The following is a 19,281-nucleotide window of genomic DNA, read 5'->3' on the forward strand; positions in this document are numbered from 1 at the left end:
ATGGTCTTGAGTTTACCTACAACTCAAGACCATTTCAATTTTTAGTGCCCTAACGCTACCTAACCCCCGGATTCAAATCCGACTCACTCGCCGGAATCGGCATCGCAAAACGGGTATCGTTCCAGGGAATTGGCGTTTGGTCGGCCCGGTCTCCGGCAGGGATCGGTAAACTCAGCGCTTGTAGGTAGTACAAACGATCGTTTTCAAAAGCCAGCTCCTTCATCCGCTCAATGTGGATGAGGTTGGCCGTGAGGTCTGCTTCGGCGACGGGATCAAGTCCGGCGCGTTTGCGTACCACATTAAGGTCTTCAGCTGCCCCCTTGCGGTCGCCCTCATTGAAACGAATGATGGCACGGTTAAGGTACAATTCTGCTATCCGCATCAAGGGCAAGCTGAAGAGGTTATTGTTGGTTGATCCCGACAGGCGGTTCCACTTGTTGCACCACACGTAGGTACGCGTGTAGCCCGTGAATTCGGTGCGTGGGTCGTAACCTGCCGGAATGGCCCGCCACAACTGCGCCAGGCGTTTGTCCGGATGGTTGATGGTGAAATTCGCTTGGGTTCCCAGGGTGCCAGGAGGACGTGCCGCGGGGAGATTGGTGATGTTCAACTGATCGGCATTCCAACCTGCCGCATTCAGAAAGGCATCACTGGCCGACAGGATGCGCCCACTATTGATCTGGGAGGAATTGCCCCGTGTGGTGAAACCAAAAAAAGCACCGGCAGGCGAACCTTTCCACTGTTGCTGCGAAGTACTGAATTGTACATACTGCCACACCACTTCTTTGCCCTTGGCACCCAGCCCAGATTTGTTCCAGGTTTCGATGGGGTCTTCACTCAGTGGGTAGCGATTGGGGGCAATCAAGAGGTCGATCTGCTCTTTGGCTTTGGCGTAATTTTTCATCTGAAAATGTACCTGCGCCATTAAGAAGCGCGCCGCATCGCGATTGGCGCGATCCTGGTATTCGAGCGGGTCCCGCTTGGAGTCGTAGGTCTCCGGCAGTAAACGGGTGGCTTCGGTCAGGTCGGCCAGCATTTGGTCGTATACTTGTTGTACCGTTGCCCGGCCAGGGTTGGCAAAAGGCTCCTTGGAGGGTTTGGTATTCAAAATGATCGAGGGAGCGCTGTTGTTGGCACCATAGGCAGGAGCATGCATGCGCACCAACTGAAAGTATACCCAAGCCCGAAGGAAGAGGGATTCACCCACCAGCCGATCCGTCCACAGTGGCCCATACTGGTCTTTGAAGGGCCCGTTTTTCTCCACCCAACCAATGACTTCATTACACAGGGCAACTGCTTGATAGCCCCCACTCCAGGTACTGCTGTAGTTTGAAATGTCGTTGCGATTGTTTTTACGGTTGTACACATCTTGCTCCCAATCGCCCGTAGCGCCGTTGGTATGGAGGTAGCCCAAATCGGACATAAAGGCTTCATGAACCCCTTGGAGGCCGTGCAAACCCCGAAAGCCCGCGTAGCCACTGATGCCATAATAAGCCCCGGCCACCAAGCGCTCCAGGTCGTTGGTGCTGCCCCAGGTGTCGCTCGCCGAGTTGGACTGCTGCATGGCATCATCAAAAAAATCTTCGCCACAGGCACTGAAGCCTAAAATCAGGAAGATGAATACGCTATTGAAAAGTAATTTTTTCATGGTTCGTGTTTTTAAAACGTTACACTGATTCCTCCATTGAAGGTAATGACCTGTGGTACAGGCAAATTGCCAATCACCCCTTGGTTGAGGTTGCGATCCTGACTCCCGCCCAACAAAACTACCTCAGGGTCAAGCCCTGGAAATTGGGTCGATGTCCACAGATTTTGGGCATTCCCGTAAATGCGTACCCCTTGTAAACCCAATTTTTGACAGACTCCACCTGGCAAGGAATAGGCTACTTGCAGCGTTTTTAGGCGGATAAAATCGCCTTTGTACAAATAACGAGTGGTACGGGTGCCCAGGGTTTGGGCTGCTGGCCTACCGCTGGCATCGTTGTTGTTGTCGCGCAGGTTCCAGGTCAGCCGAGGGTACTTGGCGTCGGTGTTGCTTTCGGTCCAGTAGTTGTCCAGCACGTCGGCGCGGATGGCGTTGGTGCCGGTTCGGACGTAAGATGTGGCTTCTTCATGCCCATCGTAAATGTAATTGCCGCCCTGGAAGGTGAGTAGTGCTGAAACCTCAAAACCCTTGTAGCTGAAACTATTGCTCATCCCTCCGAAATAGGTTGGCAAGCCCGTTTTGCCTTTGTGTACCATGCGATTGGCGTTGATGTTGGCTTGGGTAGCTCGGATGACATTACCTGTTTTGACCGTTTTTCCTGTACTGCGCAAAACTTCTTTGTCAATTTCATAAATGGTCTCGTAGCCTTGTGCGTCCAGTCCAGCATAGTCGGCCAGGTAAAAAGTAGCCAGTTGACCACCAATTTGGGTGATGGTGGCACCACCGGATTGGATTCCAGTTGCAACGGGCAAGGAACCGCTTGGCAATACTTCAAATTGTGGAGTCAACCGCGTCACTTCATTCTGTATGGTGGAAAAATTCAGATCGGTCGACCAGCGAAAATCGCCCGTATTGATGTTGACGCTGCTGAGTTGTAATTCAAAACCCTGATTGCGCAAGTCGCCAATGTTGGTGATCACCTGAGAGGCTCCTGTGCCAATGCCGACGTTGGGCGCTACGGGTACGTTCAACAGCATTTCTTTAGAAAGGCGGTCGTAGTAGCCAATGGAACCCGACAGGCGATTGCCCCAGAGTCCAAATTCCAACCCGGTGTCAAACTGGTTGTTTTTCTCCCAGCCGATGTTAGGATTGGCCAACACCCCAAAGCCCAGGGCAGGGGATTGGCCATAAACCGGCCAGTTGGCGTAAGTGTTGACAAAGGCAAAACTGGGAATGTTGGCGTTTCCAGTTTGCCCGTAACTGGCGCGCAGTTTGAGTAGGTTGAGCTTGCCCAAGAACCCGCTATTCATAAAACTTTCGTCTGAAAGAATCCAACCTACGGAAGCCGCAGGAAAGTTGCCATACCGATTTTCCGGCCCGAATACCGTGGAGCCATCCCGGCGGAAACTCAAACCCAGCAAGTAACGGTCTTTGAATTTGTAGTTGGCGCGGCCAAAATAGGATTGGAAAAAACGATCTGGAAAAATTCCAGCTACCGCAGTGATGAACTGGGTCTGCCCATTGGAGATTTCACCAATTTCTTGTTGCGCACCTTGCAGCCCTTCAAAAGCATAATCCTGCCGACGGGTATTGGTCTTCTGGGTTTCGGCACCGGCTACCACCGTTAGGGCGTGTTGGCCTTTACCCACTAAATCATAAGTCAGGTAGGCATTAAAGTTGCGGTTGCTGATGTAACGCCCTTCTTCCTGCCCCACACGGTTGTAGCGGATGATGTCTCCAGCCCAGTATTTGGTCAAAGAATTCAGAAAGTCCACAGAGGCTTCACCGTGCAGTTTCAGGTTTTTCAGCAGGTCGTATTCCAGATAAGCGGTACCCATGGTGCGGTTCTGATAACTCACACTGGTAAAATTGTTGGGATCGATGCTCGCCAGCACGTTGCGCCCACGCAGGGGGTCGAAGTAAGTGCCATCGGCATTGTAGATGGGCATGATGGGCAAGGCACCTATGTTGGCTTGTGACCAGCCACCGGTAGCGCCAAAGTTCTGTCGGCCAATTCCTCCACCGTTGTTGCCAATGCCCAATTGGGGTTGGTTGAATTCTAAATAGGAAAAGTTGAACTTGGCCCCGGCGCGGAGTTTGTCACTAGGGGCAAAATCCAAATTGGCCCGCACCGCATAGCGCTGCAAACGATGGGTCTTGACAATGCCTTCTTCATCGCGGTATTGCCCGGAAATGAAAAAGCCACCTTTGTCAAATCCATTGCTGGTACTCAGGTTGACTTCTTGCACTTGCCCACGTTGCAACATGGCATCCCGCCAGTTGGTATTGGTTTGCTCCGCCAGTTGGCGAGTCCAGGTAGAAAGTGGCGCAAACTGTGGCCCGCTCACCCCAGTTGGAGTAGGTAGTGCATTATTGGACAGCACTGCGGGGTTAAAAGCTTCTTGCCCGGCGGTAATCCCGTAGTTGATGCTGTTGCGCCGGGCTTCGTCTACCACGCGCAGCCAGTCGCTACCTCCGGCATAATCGATCAGGTTGATGGCTTCGGAAGCACCCCGGTTGACGTCCAGGGTGGTGCGACCCTGCCCCTTTTTGCCAGTTTTGGTCGTAACAATGATGACCCCATTGGCCCCACGAGAACCGTAAATGGCCGTGGCGGCGGCATCTTTCAGGATCTCAATTGACTCAATGTCATTCGGATTGATGTTGGCCAATGGATTGAGGTTGTTGTTGGTTCTACCGGAGGCAAATCCACCAATGTCCTGAAAAATTGGCATCCCATCGATGATGTACAAGGGTTCGGTACCCGAGGAGATCGAACTGGTACCCCGAATCTGGATGCGCACCGGGCTACCCGGCGAGCCGCCCTGTTGGGAGACCTGCAAACCTGCTGCCCGGCCCTGTAATGCGGCATCAAAAGAGGGGACCGGTAGCTGGGCGATGCTGGAACCCTTCACAGTGGCAATGGCACCGGTTACCTCGCGCTTGTTTTGCGAACCGTAACCGACAACCAATACCTCATTGAGCAACTTGACATCGGCGCTCAAAATCAACTTTAATGCGGTAGAATTATCCAACACAATTTCACTGCTCGTAAATCCGGTATAACTCAGGATCAGGGTACTGCCCGGACTTGCCACCAGCGAAAACTGCCCATTGGCGTCGCTGACCGTTCCGCTGCTGGTTCCCTTGAGTAGAATACTAACCCCAGGCAAGGGGCTTTTGTCGGCGGCATCACTGATCACACCGCTGTAGGTCTGGTTCTGGGCCAGGAGTGTGCTCAGGCAGCATAGCCATAGTGCGATCAGTAGGAAGGTTTTTTTCATAAACACTCGTGTTTTATGGCGAAAATCGCCTTGGTATAGTGAATGAAATAATGAGTGTAATAATAACACTTAAAAAATAAGTGTACAAAAGACACTCATAAAATTTAGACGAAAAAAAAAGCAATCAGCCCTTATGTCATTTTTCAGACTTGGGTACTTGCTTCTTTTTTATTCGGTTTTTTGGAAGCTACAAACTCCAGGAAGTAGCCTTCAGTGATGAGTTGCTGGTACTGTTTCTCGTCAAAACGGAAGAAAAAAGCGCCCCGACGAGAGGTGACTTTGTTTTGCTCATTGAGCTTTTTGAGCAAACCCATGTTGAGGACTTTTTTGTTAAAGTTGCGCTTTTCGAGCTCTTTCCCCAAAATGGAACTGTACAGATTGCGCAGCTCGGTCATGGTGAATTTTTCAGGCAACAACTCAAAGCCAATGGGGCGGTAGCGCACCTTGCTGCGGAGTTTGTTCAAAGCTTGTTCCAGCATCGGGGCATGGTCATATACCATTGGCGGCAATTCAGTGATGGGAAACCAGGTAGCGTCAAATTGTTTGGATAGTTTTTCCAGCGTGGGCTCCACCCGAATCAAGGCGTAGTAACAAGTGGTAATGACCCGTTCGCTGGGCACCCGGTCTACTTCGCCATAAATACCTACTTGCTCCATGTACACATCGTCCAGGCCAGTCATGCGTTGTACGGTCTGGAGTGCGGTTTCATTCAAGCTGATTTCAGGTTTTACAAAACCTCCAATCAAGGCCCAGTGACCACGGTAGGGTTCGTAAGGGAAGCGCACCAGCAACACATTCAACTCCTTGCCGTCAAAGCCAAAGATCACGCAGTCCACCGAGTTGAGCAGACTGATCTCTCCAGCATGGTACAGCGGTGCATAAGCTGGGCGTGGAAGGTGATTGTTGATGCTGTTCATTGTGATTGTTGTGTTTATAGCTTGCATAAAGGTAAAAAAAGTTGGTATCCTATGGTTCTATTTTTCACAACGAATCCAACGTCCGGAATGCCCTTCCAATGGAATGGGTGTTCCCTGGCGCAGGGATTGTCCGCTTACCGCATCTTTAATGGAGCGGTATTTGTAGGTAGGGAATTGCAAAAGGGCAGTTGTAGCAGGTCCGTCGTTGATGAGAAAATAATGGTCGGCCTGAGGGGCGGCCAGACGGTAAACGATGGCACCCTGACATTGATAAGGCGCTTTTAGGGTGCCCAGGGTATAGCGCAGCAGGTTGGCTTCGGCTTGCTTATTCCCGGCTTTGAAACAGGATTTGGCCGCTTCATAACCCAGCACAACTGAAGTGCCTTGCCCCAACTGATGTTGAGTCACGGCGGCAGATCCAGCGTCAAAACGCGCCAATACCGTAGCTTGTTGTGGATCTAAATCCAGCACAAAACCCTCCAGTTTTTGGCCATTCAAAAGGTACTGCCGATTGACTCCGGCACCCTGATAATCCCGAATACTTACCCCAAACAGCTTATGGAACAAACTGCCATTTGCGCTGGAAAGCAGTGCACCGTTTTCATCATAGTACCCAGTAGGGGCATCCATCACCACTCGGCCACCTTTTTCTACATAGTCTTTGAGCAATGGCAGCAGATCTTGGTTCAGGCTCAGCACTGCGGGTAGGTAAATCACCTTGTAGCGTGCGGCAAGTCCCTTGCGCAGATCGGTAGCAGTGACGTACTCAAAGGGGATGTTGGCATTGATCAATGCTCGACTGATGCCAATCCGCGCCTGAATGGGTTCGTCCTTAAAATCGGTACGCCCGGCTTCGGTCATACTGGCCCAATAGGCTTCATTGTACCAGTCGTAAAAAACGCCTACCAGGGGTTCTTTGTGTGCTTGCCAAAGTTCGTCGCGGTAGCGACTGGCTGCTTGTCCGATCTGACCGCAGCGGATGGCACGTTCGCTGACCTGGTTATTGCGATCCAATAAGCCGTATTCACCGGCTTCCCAACCGGCACTACGGGTACTCCAGGTCCAGGTGCCCCAGCCTTTGAATCCCGCAGCCAATTGGGATAGTAAGAATTGGGTCATCGTTTGGGCATCAACTGTAAAGTAGGCACCGCCTTTACCTCCGCTGAATTGTTGTGGCCCGCCAGTCGATTCCCAGGTGGCTGCCCATCCGCCCTTAAAAAAGTCGTTGGCCAGGGCAGATTGCATGTAAAAGGGCCGCACTACCTCATAGTTGGTTTCCCCAAAATGCCAGGCAAAATGTACGGAAGGGTAAAAAGAACCGTAGGTCTGCATGAGGTCGGCAATGCGCTCCAAGTCTACGCCGTACCAGGCCAGGGGATGGAACAAACCAATTTCGCCACCGCCGCGGAAAACCCCGTCGGGATGTACGCTGCGGTAGTTTTCGCAGGTGCGCCGAATGTTCTCTAGGCTGTGCTCTACCTTGAAATCGAGGATATCTACCAGATGGTGGTATTCTTTGCCGCCCAGTTTTTCGTAGCGCTGCTCAAAGTCTTCCCAGGATAAAAAAGGGGTGTTTTCGTCGGTTTGTAAACCGGAATGGTACTGGTTCCAGGCTTGATTCAGTCCTTGGATACTGCCATATTTCTTTTTTACCCAGGCTTTAAAAAGGGCTTTGCCTTGCGCACTGAGGTCGAAGCCGCGGCCTCCCAGTTCGGGTTCGTAGGCTACGCTGCGGTCTTGTAAAGCCTTGCCTTGTTGCTGTTGTTGATAGGCCATGCTGCGAAATATGCGCTGGCGCATTTGTTCTTTTTGGTAGGCCAGCACCCGGGCGTCTTGTCGAATTTGGGCAATGGGGGTCTGTAGGGGAATACCAAGGCGCTGAAGCAGACTGTCGCTGATGGCCACCCAGCCACCCTCGCCATACCACCAGGGGATAATACCTTCTTCGAGTGCCAACAATTGAACCTGTTCGATGCTCCAGCCGGGAATGGTCATGATTTGTTTCAGGCAGTTAAAGCCCAATCGTTTCATGTTGCTAAAATGCGCCCGAATTTCGGCCTCACCTTCGCCGGGGCGCTGTACATACACGGCGCCAATGGGCATAGGTGCTATGCGGCGCATCTTTTGTTGCAGGGGGGAGTCGTGCAAGCGATCGTATAAGGCATGGAGGAAAGGGTCGCTTTGAGCACCCAAGGCAACCCAGGTGCTGATCCAAAACGTACAAAATAGTAAAGGGAATTTATTCATCGTGTTTGGCCTAATGTTTTTTGTTTGCTTGTTGAAAACAAAGATAAGTGTATTTTTAACACTCATAATTTTTTGACTGAAAAAATTTCACAATGGCATTACCCTTGAGGCATCTGCGTTCATCCCCGCTTTCCTGCATTCCTGTAAATTGAATCTCCTCCCTTCTCTAAATTCGACATTTTTGGACCATCAAAAAGACGCCAAAATGTTTGCATTCACTAGGATTCTATTTACCGCAATTGTCAGCTCATTGCTATTTACTTCCTGCCAATTGGGGCGCTTTGTTTTTTACAACTTTGCTGACATCAATGACCATAAAAAATTTCAGTCGAGACCTTTGCACAAGGGCGCTGCTGCATTCAGCTTTCAGAAGGCAGCTATCGGTAAATTCCCCAAAGAGATTGACAATACTCCGTTTGACCAATACCTTGAGGACAATAAAACAGTAGCTTTTTTAATCATCAAAAACGATACGATTCAATATGAAAAGTACTTCAAAGGTTATGACCACGAAAGTATTGTGCCCTCCTTTTCAATGGCAAAATCGATAACTTCCATTCTAATCGGCTGTGCCATCGACGAAGGACTCATCAAATCGGTTGACGAACCAATTACGAAATACCTGCCTGAATTGAATAAGGATGGATTTGATAAGGTAACAATCAAACATCTTTTGCAAATGACCTCTGGGATTCAATTCAATGAAAGTTATGCTAATCCTTTTGGGGATGCAGCCTTATTTTATTACGGACGCAATCTCAGAAAACAAATTGGGAAAATGAAGTTAAAAAGCGAGCCCGGAAAGCAGTTTGAGTACATCAGTGGCAATACTCAACTATTGGGCTTGATCTTGGAGCGTGTACTGAAAGGAAAAACAATCACCCAATATTTGCAGGAGAAATTATGGTCTCCACTTGGAATGGAATATGAGGCATCATGGAGCATTGACCGAAAAAAAGGTGGCCTGGAAAAAACCTTTTGCTGTTTAAATGCAAGGGCCAGAGATTTTGCCAAAATAGGGCGATTGTATAAAAACAAAGGCAATTGGAATGGCCAGCAAGTTGTTTCGCAAAAATGGGTTGAAGCATCCACAAAATTGGATACAACGAATGGTAGTGTCAGGTACTATCAATACCAATGGTGGTTGCCAACCCCTGGTGAAGACTTTATGGCGGAAGGAATTTTAGGACAATTTGTGTATGTAAATCCAGCTAAGGACTTAATCTTGGTGAGACTTGGAAAAAATGAAGGAAAAGCAAACTGGTGGACTATTTTTACATCTTTAGCCAAAGCATATTAGTTTTAGACAAGCTTTTAGCGCGAATTCATTTTTTATGCACAAAACCAAAATCTATTGGCTTTGCCAAGTTACCGGATGGCTGGGCATGGTGGCAATTGAAGTCATCAACTTTACCTTTTTTATTATTGGAAAATTCAGCATTGAGTACTTGTTGTTTTTTCTGTCTTTAGCCTTTGTGGGTGTTGTACTTACGCATGCCCTTAAGTTACTGTTGGCTAGATTGAATTTTTTTCAAAACAATTCCACATTCAGAATCTGGCTGGGTGCCCTATTGTATACCTTGACCCTATCGCTGCTACTGACCTGCGCCAACATTGGCATCAACACTGTACTGGGAACCCCCTTAAGCGAACAGCTTACGCCCATCAGCTTGTTGGGCCTTACCCTGAACTGGATGCGCTACGTCGGGGTATGGGTGATCATTTATTTTTTGTACAAAATCATGGATATTAATGCGGCGCTCAAACAGGAGAAATTAAGCGTGGAAACCTTGGCCAAAAGTGCCGAGTTGGAGCTGTTGCGCTCCCAGCTCAATCCGCACTTTTTGTTCAACGCCCTCAATAGCATCAAAGCCCTGGTCAGTATTGATCCTGAAAAAAGCCGGGAGGCCATTGTGGTGCTGGCAGAACTGCTGCGCTTTACACTGAACTATGGGCAGGAGCAGGAAATTGCGCTACAAACGGAAATCGAAGAAGTCCAAAAATACCTGCAACTCGAGCAAATCCGCTTTGGCACTAGCTTAGAAGTGGAATGGCAACTCGATGATCAGGTCCGTCATCAGGTGATTCCGCCCGGCATGTTGCTGACTTTGGTAGAAAACGCCATCAAGCATGGCCAGGCGAACGATCGTGGGGTCATTCAAGTGCGGATCGAACTAAGGTTGGAACACAACATTATCTGCATTGAAGTAACCAACTCGGGCAGCTGGCAACCCGATGAGGCACATCGAGGTGTAGGACTAAGGTTGATCCAGCGTCGCCTGGAAGCCATTTATGGCCAGGCTGCTGATTTTACGCAACAACAAAAGTCTAATACTGTATTGATCCGAATCAAGTTACCCAAACGATTGCCATGAGCTACACTGCCTTAATTGTTGAAGATGAATACCTGGCTGCTGAAGAATTGCGCAAAATGCTGGTCGCACATTCCGAGGTAGAGGTCTTGGGCATTGCCGATGCGTTGCCTGCCGCTATTGAGCAGATTCAAAGGCTCAAACCCCAGTTGTTGTTCCTGGACATCAACTTGCGCGGTGCCTCCGGCTTTGATTTGCTCGAACAACTGGATGAAGCCCCACTGGTCATTTTCATCACCGCGTATGATCAGTATGCAATCAAAGCTTTTGAAGTGAGTGCCCTGGATTATTTGCTCAAACCGATCAATCCGCAGCGTTTGGCCGAAGCCATCGAAAAGCTCAAAAAGCAACTCCTGCCAGAAGAGGCCAATCCCACGAGATTGAGCATTGATAAACGCATTTTTATCAAAGACGGTGAGCAATGTTTTTTTGTACCCCTTGCGGAAGTATTCCTCATCGAAAGTGTGGGCAATTATGCCCGGATGTATTACGGCAACAATAAGCCACTCTTGCACAAGTCGCTCAATTACCTGGAAGAAAAACTCCCGGCCAGCCACTTTTTTCGCGCCAATCGTCAGCATATTCTCAACATTGAGTACATCCAAAACATCCAGGCTTACTTTAATAATACCCTTATGGTGGACTTGCCAGGAGGGCGTAAGGTTGAGATCAGCCAGCGCCAGTCGGTCAAGTTTAAGGAGTGGATGGGGATTTAAATCGGCCCCTTTGTATTCTTCGTTGCGTTCATCACCACATTTCTGCATTCCTGTAAATTGAATTTCCTCCCTTCTGCAAATGCCACATTTTTGAGTCATAAAAACGACACCAAAATGTTTGCATTCACCAGTGATACCCTCGTTTGGAAAGGCCAAACCAATCATTTTCAACTCTTCAGTGGAGAGGAGCTGCTATTGGATTTACTTTTTTTGAAATCAGGCGAGCAAGAGTGCCGCATCAATGGGCGCAGTTTCTTCTTTGAGCGCACGGGTTTCTGGAATCCCATCTATCAGGTAAGCCAGGATGGTACCCAGGTGATGCGCATGCAACATCAATTTTGGGGTAGCAAAGCCTTCATTTCCTTCCCGGCACTGGATGAGCCCCTGGAAATGCGCTACAAGAACGATCCTCAACTCAGCCTGCTCATCAGCAAAGGTACGGAGCAAGTCATTCGCTACTCCTTGCAGCTTGGCCTACAAAAATCTCCCTTCCGCATTGAACTGGGCAATTTCATGCTGGAAGTAGATCATTTGTTGCTGCTCCTGGCCCTCTGCTTCATCTTGACGAAAGACATCGTCCGAGAATACCATGGGGGGCAGGATGAGTTGCTCTTCATGCTCCTGGCTACGGCCTGATACTCTCTCCATTTTTCACTTCAAATCACCCGACTATGAAGTTTTATTGCGCTTTGCTGCTGTGCTTGTGCGCAGCCTATCTCCCCGCCCAACAACTACAATGGCAGAAACTCAACACTGAGCCTTATCCGGGCAAACAGGACGACATCTGTTTTGTCTCCCCCAAACTGGGCTGGTACGTCAATGGTTACGGCCGCATCTACCGCACCCGCGATGGTGGCCAAAGCTGGGAAAAACAATTGGAACAAAAAGGTACCTTTTTCCGCTGTGTGGCTTTTTTGGACAGCTTGCGTGGGTTCGCGGGTACGGTGGGTACGGATTATTTCCCCAATGTCACCGATACCATTCCCCTTTACCGCACCCTGGATGGGGGCAAAAGCTGGGCACCCGTCGCTTACCAGGGGCCTTACGTCAAAGGACTTTGTGCCATTGACATCGTCAAAGAGCAATTCATCAACCATGGCAACATCGGCTACAAATACCACATCTACGCCGTGGGCCGGGTGGGTAGTCCAGCCATGATGATGGTTTCTCACGACGACGGCAAAACTTTCACTTCAAGCGATCTGAATGCAAAGGCCAGTATGCTTTTCGACATCAAGATGTTCAACACCAAGGAAGGCATCGCCTGCGCAGCCTCAAACGCCGATATAGCCGAATCCAACGCCTTGATCTTGCACACCAAAGATGGGGGCAAAACCTGGGCTCCCGTCTTCCAATCCAGCCGCCCTTTTGAAACCACCTGGAAAGTCTCTTTCCCTAGCCGCAAGGTGGGCTATGTCACCATCCAATCCTACAACCCTGACCCCAATGTGAAGCAACAGCGTGTGGCTAAAACCACCGATGGGGGCCTGAGCTGGCAAGAGCTCAACCTCGTAGAAGATGCTCAAGCCCGCGAGTTTGGTATTGGTTTTCTGGACGAAGTTCACGGCTATGTTGGCACGATGAGCACCGGCTTCGAAACCAAAGACGGCGGCCAAACCTGGTCAAAAATAGACCTGGGCCGTGCTTGCAACAAAATCCGCATTTATCAGGAGCAAGGCCAGCACTATGGCTATGCCATTGGTGTAAACGTGTTTAAACTCCAAAAAGCAGAATAAATACCTGAATCAAAAACCAAAAAACATGAAAAATCTCATTGTAGCCATTTGTATTATTCTTGGCCTCCTTGTAGGTCTTAATGTGCAAGCACAAAGTGAAAACTGGGTGCAAACAGAACTTGGTGAAGGTGTTTCCATCAAATACCCTCAGGCTCCTAGCAAGCGCGATATGGATGGTGGGATCACCTTGTTTCGCTTAAAAACGGCAGACAGCCTTGCCGTACTCACCGTGCTTGTTCGCGACTTGAGCAATCTGGGGATCAGCGCGGAGCAACTGAGCGAAGCCGCAGAAACTTCAGAGTTTTGGGATCAAGTGCAGAGTAGTTCTGTGCAAGCGCTTACAAATTCTAAATTGCTTAAAGCAGCACGCATTCAAGTCAACGACCAACCTGCACTGGCTCTTGACCTCGAATTTCCCAGAGATGGAAAGGTCAATATCATCAGCCAGCTGATCTTTGTAAAAGGGATAAAAAGTTACACCGTGAATTTCAATAGCTTGGAACAAAAAGGTGACCCTGCGGTGAAGGAGGCGTATTTCGCCTCACTCAAGTTTTAGTTGTTTAGTTCAAATTATCAGACTGCTATTCCCTGTGGCCTACAGTGCTGTTTTTTGATGGTGCTGTGGGCTTTTGTTTTGGGCATTACGGCCTTCAAAAAAAATAGCTTAGAGGAACAGGTGTCCTCTAAGCCTTTGCATTGAAAATTAACAACAATAGTAGGAAAAAGTGGATGCTCTTATTGTCCTTGCCCCAGGGAGAAGGCTGGCTTGCCATCAAAGGCGTACAGGTTCTCCGTTTTTACGACATCAATCTCATGTTTCATGGCATTGATGAGTAAGGTGATGGTATCGTGTTTGATGAACTTGCCTTGCTGACTCTGATAACGACAGCGCCAGTGGTCGGTGCAGAAGGTCTCTTCAAACCCTTCTGGCCATACCTTGATGCCTCGATTGGTGATCATCTTCAACTTGACCTCCTCTACCTCGAGTTCTTTCATCAGATTGGCCAGTTGATCAGGGTTAGTGCCAGGCCAGTGCACAAACAAATCAATCCCCATAAGTTCTTTTTTGGCTGGCTTTTTACGCTGGTATCGTGGCAATTGGAGGGGTTTGCCTTTGGCGTAACTCACTGCCGTCAATTGTTGCGGTTGTTGTCCCAGATTGGCAATTACGGCAGCCGCAAATTCTTTGGTGCCGACTTTTTGCTTGCTCACTCCTTCTTTGTAAATGTCGTAGGTATGAATGCCGTCTTCGATGGTTCTTAGCCAGGCGTTTTGCACCTTTTCAGCTACTTCAGTTTGGCCAAGGTGGTTGAGCATCATGATGGCGCCCTGCAACAAGCCGGAAGGGTTAGCCATATTTTGCCCGGCACGCCGTGGTGCGGAGCCGTGGATGGCTTCAAACATGGCACAACTTTCGCCAATATTAGCTGACCCCGCCAGCCCCACTGAACCAGCAATTTGAGCGGCTACATCCGAAAGTACATCCCCATAAAGATTCGGCATCACAATGACATCGAAAGCTTCGGGAGTATCCGCCATTTTCGCCGCACCAATGTCGATGATCCAGTGTTCGTTTTCGATATCGGGGTATTCCACAGCGATTTCATCAAAAACCTGATGGAAAAGTCCATCGGTTTGTTTCATGATGTTGTCTTTCGTAAAGCAGGTTACCTTTTTGCGGTCATATTGACGGGCATATTCAAAAGCGTAGCGTACAATCTTTTCACAGCCAGGTCGGCTAATCAACTTGAGGCATTGCACCACCTCATCGGTTTGTTGGTGTTCAATACCCGCATATAGGTCTTCTTCATTTTCCCGGACAATGACTACATCCATGTGCGGGTGTTTGGTTTTGACAAAGGGATGTAAGCTCATGCAAGGGCGTACGTTGGAGTACAGCCCCAAAAACTTACGCGTCGTCACATTTAAACTTTTGTAGCCACCCCCTTGAGGAGTAGTGATGGGCGCTTTCAAGAATACCTTGTTGCGGCGGATGATGTCCCAGGATTCCTTGGCAATGCCAGCAGTATTGCCAGCAAGGTAAACCTTTTCACCTACCTCAATTTCTTCAATCTCAATTTGAGCGCCAGCAGCCAGAATAATGTCCAGTGTGGCGTCCATGATTTCGGGACCAATTCCATCCCCTTTTGCTACAGTTATCTTTGTCATATCCGTCTTTTTGATTGTGGACGGCACAAAACTCTGGAGTTTTATTCATAGATTTTTATTTATCTTTGCAATGAAAATCATAAACAAAATTTATGAATTGCACTTTAAACCAATTGCAAGTATTCCAGAAAATTGCCCAAACCGGGAGCGTGACCAAAGCTGCGGAGGAATTGCATCTTACTCAGCCAGCGGTATCCATTCAATTGCGCAATTTTCAAAACCAGTTCGTCATTCCCCTAACTGAAGTGATTGGTCGGAAGATTTACATCACTGATTTTGGCCGGGAAATTGCCCTGGCAGCCGAGCAAATTCTGGAACAAGTGGATGCCATTCAGCACAAAACCTTGGCTTACCGCGGCCAGTTGTTTGGTAAACTCAAGGTTTCGGTGGTGTCTACCGGAAAATACGTTATGCCTTACTTCCTGACTGCTTTTATGCACGCAAACCCAGGTGTTGAGCTAGAGATGGATGTGACCAATAAAACCAAAGTCATTAAGAGCTTGGAGGCAAACGAGGTGGACTTTTCACTGGTTTCTATTTTGCCAGAGCACTTGGCTTTGAACCATATCGATTTATTGGACAACAAGCTTTATTTGGTTGGCAATCGAGATACAACCCCATCCGAACAAGTTGATTTAAAGGTGTTATTTGAGCAAAGCCCTTTGATTTTTCGGGAAAAAGGGTCCGGTACTCGCCAGTCAATGGAGAAATTCATCACAACACAACAGCTCAATGTGCCGAAAAAAATGGAATTGACTTCCAACGAGGCAGTCAAACAAGCCGTATTGGCAGGCTTAGGTTACTCCATTATGCCTTTGATCGGCATACGCAATGAGCTACAAAGTGGGGCGATGAAAATTATTCCGGTGGAAGGTCTGCCCATTCAAACCGCCTGGCAATTAATCTGGCTGAAAGGTAAAAACTTATCTCCGGTGGCAAAGGCATATTTGCAACATGTTGAAATGGAAAAGGAACGTATAGCTGGCTTGCACTTTACGCATTCAAGGTAGTTCAATGCTCACAAATCGTATTTCATTCCTTTCATTCGCGATGCCTATTTCTGCTTGCGCAACGCTTTCCACTTGTCTTGAAAAAGCACTCGTGATTGGCTTTGGAAGTTTTTAAAATCTTCCTGGCTGGCGTGTCCTGGATAAGGCGCGTAGTAGTGATCCGTCCGCCCATTGCGCCAAACCAGTACATAAGCAGCCTGGTAATTTTTAAGGGCATTCCACAGCACGGAAGTCCACCAGTTTTGTACCGGAATTTGTTCGCAACCTGTTTCCGAAAGCACCATTACTTTTTGATGTGCGGCGGAAATTTGACTCATGGTAGCCAAACTTTGGGACAACCTTTGAGAAAACCAAACGCTGGAAAGGGAATCCTGGGGATTGTGGTGGTAGGTATCAAAACCAATCACATCCACGTAGTCATCACCGGGGTAGCGCTCCAAATAGTGCTCTACGGAGCGAAACTCAGCTGGAGAATAGGCATATAGCAAATTGTTTACACCTCGCGCTTTTAAACGATCAACCGTCAGTTTCCACAAGGCGATGTATTCCTGAGGGGTACAGGATTTTTCCCCCCACCAAAACCAGGAACCCGTATGTTCGTGGTAAGGCCGGAAAATGATTGGAATTTTTTTACCAAATACCCCCGTTTTTAAACTCAGCATAAAATCGGCCACTTTATCTAGCCAACTCAAGTAAAGGGCATGTTTTTCTCCACCTGGCAAAACGTGCCGGATGGCAGTAGCCGTATCCCAGGAGCTACCTGCACTTTGGGGGTTGCGCAAATGCCAGCTGATGGTGTTAATGCCTCCCATTTTATGCGCATGTTTGATGAAGTCCCGCATGCGATCAAAAGGCACTGAATCCAGATTGGTGGCTGCACCCAACTCCAGATGTCCCAAATCCCAACCAAAAACCGCTGGGTAAGCACCCGCGCTGCGCAGCACATCGGACTGCCCATGCTGGTATTTCCAGCCAATGCCGTAAGCCAAATCATCCTGGTGGCCAAAAAGCAGCAGGCTGTCCTTCATGGCTCGGTGTAGGTCGCTGTACAAACGCTGGGTTGCTTTAGTGGCTTTTTGATCCGCAGTTTGCTGGCTAAATCCATGATGGGACAAGCCTAAAAGCAGGATTAGACCACAGACAGTATGGCTCAGTAGTGCGCAAAGTTTTTTCAAGAGTCCTTTCATGGAAATTTCTTTAAACAATCATTGATGAGCTCAAAATTATCTTTTGAAAACCATTTGTAAAATAGAGAAAAAACCCAGAATGGGTGGCGTATTGTAACAAAGGTAGAAAGCTCCTAGGCACTCGTCGTAAATCTGCGCCTTGTGCAGGAAGTTTTGCTATATTTGTAGACATTTTTTAACAAAACAACAAACATGACTCCCGCTCGTCATTTTAGTACAAACCCAAAGTTCAATGATCGTCTACGCCAAGGTGGTCTTTATGTCGCAGTTGCCGCCTTGTTGGCTACCCATACCCAATGTACCAACAGCGGGGGTAGTGGTGATTGGGAAGCGGTAACCACTTATGAAGTCACCAAAGGGGTACAAACCACCCTGGAAGAAGTGGAACCCGATAAATTTGAAGTGGTGGACGAGCAGTTGCTCGAAGGTAAAGCTGCTTCCAGCGTCATCATCAAACGGTTAAGTGGACAAGTAGATACGCTGGGCCTGGCCGAAGCACAATCACTGGTCACCAGTCAGGATACCGTTTCTACACATAACAGAACCCATTATAGACATGGTTATGGGATTGGTCCTGTACTGTACTGGAGTTCATTTGGGCACATGATGGGACGAGGTTTCAACAGCCCCTCTCCGTACAATGTCTACCGCAATAATGGTTTTGCCAGTTCAGGCGTAACCGATCAACTGCGCAGCACTTCCCTCTCCCGCACCGAAATGCGGCCTGTACGGGGAAGAACTGGCTTTTTTGGCGGCAGCGGTCGCTCTCGTTTCGGTTCCTAAACTAAAGACATGCAGACCCATCAATTGCCCCAATTGCCCAGCGCCGTGTACGAGGAAATGGGCTGGAGCTACTTTTTGTCTCCCGAAGGAAATGCATACCTGACCGAGGAAATTGTTGAAATCAGCGCCGAGGAAAGGGATGCTTTTTATACCGCAGGAAACCACCTATATGAGCGCTTTGTAGAAGCTGCGGAATACGTATTGGACAATGACCTCCTGCACACCTTGGGCATTCCACCCAATTTATACGACTTGATTGAGTACACTTGGGAGGACGAGCGACACTTGCACCTCTACGGCCGCTTTGACCTGGTTGGAGGAGTCGATGGTCTGCCGATGAAGGTACTCGAATTCAATTCTGATACGCCCACATCGGTGCCCGAAACGGCCATCATTCAATGGGCTCAATTGCGGGCCAATGGCATTTCGGAAGACCGACAATTCAACTTCTTGTATGAAGCACTGGTCGACAATTTTAAACGGCTGAAAAAACTCAATCCTGGACGTGAAGCCGCGATTTTGTTTTCCACCCTAGCTGGAGCACCAGAAGATGACCACAATGTAGAACTCCTACAAACGGCGGCGCGGGAAGCTGGTTTTGAGACCACTTTTCGCTACATCGATCAAGTCATCTTTTCGGATGTCAATGGCATCTTCGTCGAAGAGGAAGATGGAAATACCACCCAATATCCCTTTTGGTTCAAACTCATTCCTTGGGAATACATCGCCGAGGACGAACCGGATTTGTTGCGCATCCTGACCAACATCGTTACCCGTGGTCTGGCCATCGTGCTCAACCCGGCCTACACCATGTTGTTCCAATCCAAGGCGCTCATGGCGTACCTCTGGCAACTGAACCCCAAAGACCCCTTGCTCTTAAAAACCACCCTGGAAGAACCCGTAGGACGTGAAAATTATCCTTTTGTGGAAAAAGTAGTCCTGGGCCGTGAAGGTGCCAATGTGGCCATTTTTGACGACGATGGCCTGCCTGAAACTGCCCGCAGTGGGGAATACGAAAATCAAATCAAGGTGTATCAAGCGCTGGCGCAATTGGCGCGTGATCAGGCTGGGAATTACTATCAGGCGGGTTTGTTTTTTGCGTATGAGGCCTGTGGAATCGGTTTCCGGCGCAGCGCTCACCGCATCATTGACAATAGCGCCCAGTTTATTGGACACTGGGTACGAGTGTAAGCATTACCTTCTGAGGTGTCCCTT

15 protein-coding genes are annotated in these 19,281 nt (G+C 48.8%); 9 read left to right on the plus strand and 6 right to left on the minus strand.

Annotated elements, in window-relative coordinates; genetic code table 11:
* Nucleotides 1-55 precede the first annotated feature (55 nt).
* The 4 genes from ACEW9O_RS05975 to ACEW9O_RS05990 all read right to left on the minus strand — a co-directional run bounded on the left by ACEW9O_RS05975 (nucleotide 56) and on the right by ACEW9O_RS05990 (nucleotide 8,093).
* On the minus strand, nucleotides 56-1,648 hold the full coding sequence (locus tag ACEW9O_RS05975; RefSeq protein WP_373549224.1) for a RagB/SusD family nutrient uptake outer membrane protein: 1,593 nt from the start codon (nucleotides 1,646-1,648) through the stop codon (nucleotides 56-58).
* A gap of 11 nt (nucleotides 1,649-1,659) precedes the next feature.
* Nucleotides 1,660-4,929: a SusC/RagA family TonB-linked outer membrane protein gene (locus tag ACEW9O_RS05980; RefSeq protein WP_373549225.1), complete on the minus strand. Its 3,270-nt coding sequence runs from the start codon at nucleotides 4,927-4,929 to the stop codon at nucleotides 1,660-1,662.
* 143 nt (nucleotides 4,930-5,072) lie between these two features.
* Nucleotides 5,073-5,846, minus strand: a complete 774-nt coding sequence (locus tag ACEW9O_RS05985; protein ID WP_373549226.1) for an NUDIX domain-containing protein — start codon at nucleotides 5,844-5,846, stop codon at nucleotides 5,073-5,075.
* A gap of 57 nt (nucleotides 5,847-5,903) precedes the next feature.
* A complete protein-coding gene (locus ACEW9O_RS05990) occupies nucleotides 5,904-8,093 on the minus strand; it encodes a beta-galactosidase trimerization domain-containing protein (RefSeq protein ID WP_373549227.1) in 2,190 nt (729 codons plus the stop codon).
* 181 nt (nucleotides 8,094-8,274) lie between these two features.
* Here ACEW9O_RS05990 and ACEW9O_RS05995 point away from each other — a divergent pair, with 181 nt between their 5' ends.
* The 6 genes from ACEW9O_RS05995 to ACEW9O_RS06020 all read left to right on the plus strand — a co-directional run bounded on the left by ACEW9O_RS05995 (nucleotide 8,275) and on the right by ACEW9O_RS06020 (nucleotide 13,473).
* The gene (locus tag ACEW9O_RS05995) at nucleotides 8,275-9,393 is read left to right on the plus strand and encodes a serine hydrolase domain-containing protein (protein WP_373549228.1); all 1,119 of its coding nucleotides are present in this window, start codon (nucleotides 8,275-8,277) and stop codon (nucleotides 9,391-9,393) included.
* A gap of 34 nt (nucleotides 9,394-9,427) precedes the next feature.
* A complete protein-coding gene (locus tag ACEW9O_RS06000; protein ID WP_373549229.1) occupies nucleotides 9,428-10,468 on the plus strand; it encodes a sensor histidine kinase in 1,041 nt (346 codons plus the stop codon).
* Complete coding sequence (locus tag ACEW9O_RS06005) at nucleotides 10,465-11,181, plus strand: LytR/AlgR family response regulator transcription factor (protein ID WP_373549230.1); 717 nt, start codon at nucleotides 10,465-10,467, stop codon at nucleotides 11,179-11,181. The genes ACEW9O_RS06000 and ACEW9O_RS06005 overlap by 4 nt, the downstream gene beginning before the upstream one ends.
* A 114-nt stretch (nucleotides 11,182-11,295) precedes the next feature.
* On the plus strand, nucleotides 11,296-11,817 hold the full coding sequence (locus tag ACEW9O_RS06010; RefSeq protein WP_373549231.1) for a hypothetical protein: 522 nt from the start codon (nucleotides 11,296-11,298) through the stop codon (nucleotides 11,815-11,817).
* Between the two features lie 35 nt (nucleotides 11,818-11,852).
* Entirely contained in the window at nucleotides 11,853-12,917 is a 1,065-nt protein-coding gene (locus ACEW9O_RS06015) for a WD40/YVTN/BNR-like repeat-containing protein (protein ID WP_373549232.1), read from the plus strand.
* 25 nt (nucleotides 12,918-12,942) lie between these two features.
* Nucleotides 12,943-13,473 carry a hypothetical protein gene (locus ACEW9O_RS06020; RefSeq protein ID WP_373549233.1) on the plus strand — a complete coding sequence of 177 codons (531 nt, stop codon included), beginning with the start codon at nucleotides 12,943-12,945 and terminating at the stop codon, nucleotides 13,471-13,473.
* A 179-nt stretch (nucleotides 13,474-13,652) separates the two neighbouring features.
* On the opposite strand, the gene ACEW9O_RS06025 is transcribed toward ACEW9O_RS06020, so the two are convergent.
* Entirely contained in the window at nucleotides 13,653-15,086 is a 1,434-nt protein-coding gene (locus ACEW9O_RS06025; protein WP_373549234.1) for an NADP-dependent isocitrate dehydrogenase, read from the minus strand.
* 92 nt (nucleotides 15,087-15,178) lie between these two features.
* Here ACEW9O_RS06025 and ACEW9O_RS06030 point away from each other — a divergent pair, with 92 nt between their 5' ends.
* Nucleotides 15,179-16,096 (plus strand): LysR family transcriptional regulator, encoded by a 918-nt coding sequence (locus ACEW9O_RS06030; RefSeq protein ID WP_373549235.1) that lies wholly within the window; start codon nucleotides 15,179-15,181, stop codon nucleotides 16,094-16,096.
* A 44-nt stretch (nucleotides 16,097-16,140) separates the two neighbouring features.
* Here the strand turns inward: ACEW9O_RS06030 and ACEW9O_RS06035 are convergent, their stop codons facing one another.
* The gene (locus ACEW9O_RS06035) at nucleotides 16,141-17,283 is read right to left on the minus strand and encodes a glycoside hydrolase family 26 protein (protein WP_373549236.1); all 1,143 of its coding nucleotides are present in this window, start codon (nucleotides 17,281-17,283) and stop codon (nucleotides 16,141-16,143) included.
* Nucleotides 17,284-17,475: 192 nt separating this feature from the next.
* Here ACEW9O_RS06035 and ACEW9O_RS06040 point away from each other — a divergent pair, with 192 nt between their 5' ends.
* Both ACEW9O_RS06040 and ACEW9O_RS06045 read left to right on the plus strand, forming a co-directional pair.
* On the plus strand, nucleotides 17,476-18,066 hold the full coding sequence (locus ACEW9O_RS06040) for a hypothetical protein (protein WP_373549237.1): 591 nt from the start codon (nucleotides 17,476-17,478) through the stop codon (nucleotides 18,064-18,066).
* A 9-nt stretch (nucleotides 18,067-18,075) separates the two neighbouring features.
* Complete coding sequence (locus tag ACEW9O_RS06045) at nucleotides 18,076-19,257, plus strand: glutathionylspermidine synthase family protein (RefSeq protein ID WP_373549238.1); 1,182 nt, start codon at nucleotides 18,076-18,078, stop codon at nucleotides 19,255-19,257.
* Nucleotides 19,258-19,281: the final 24 nt, after the last annotated feature.

Source organism: Haliscomenobacter sp., from assembly GCF_041740695.1.
GTDB lineage: Bacteria > Bacteroidota > Bacteroidia > Chitinophagales > Saprospiraceae > Haliscomenobacter.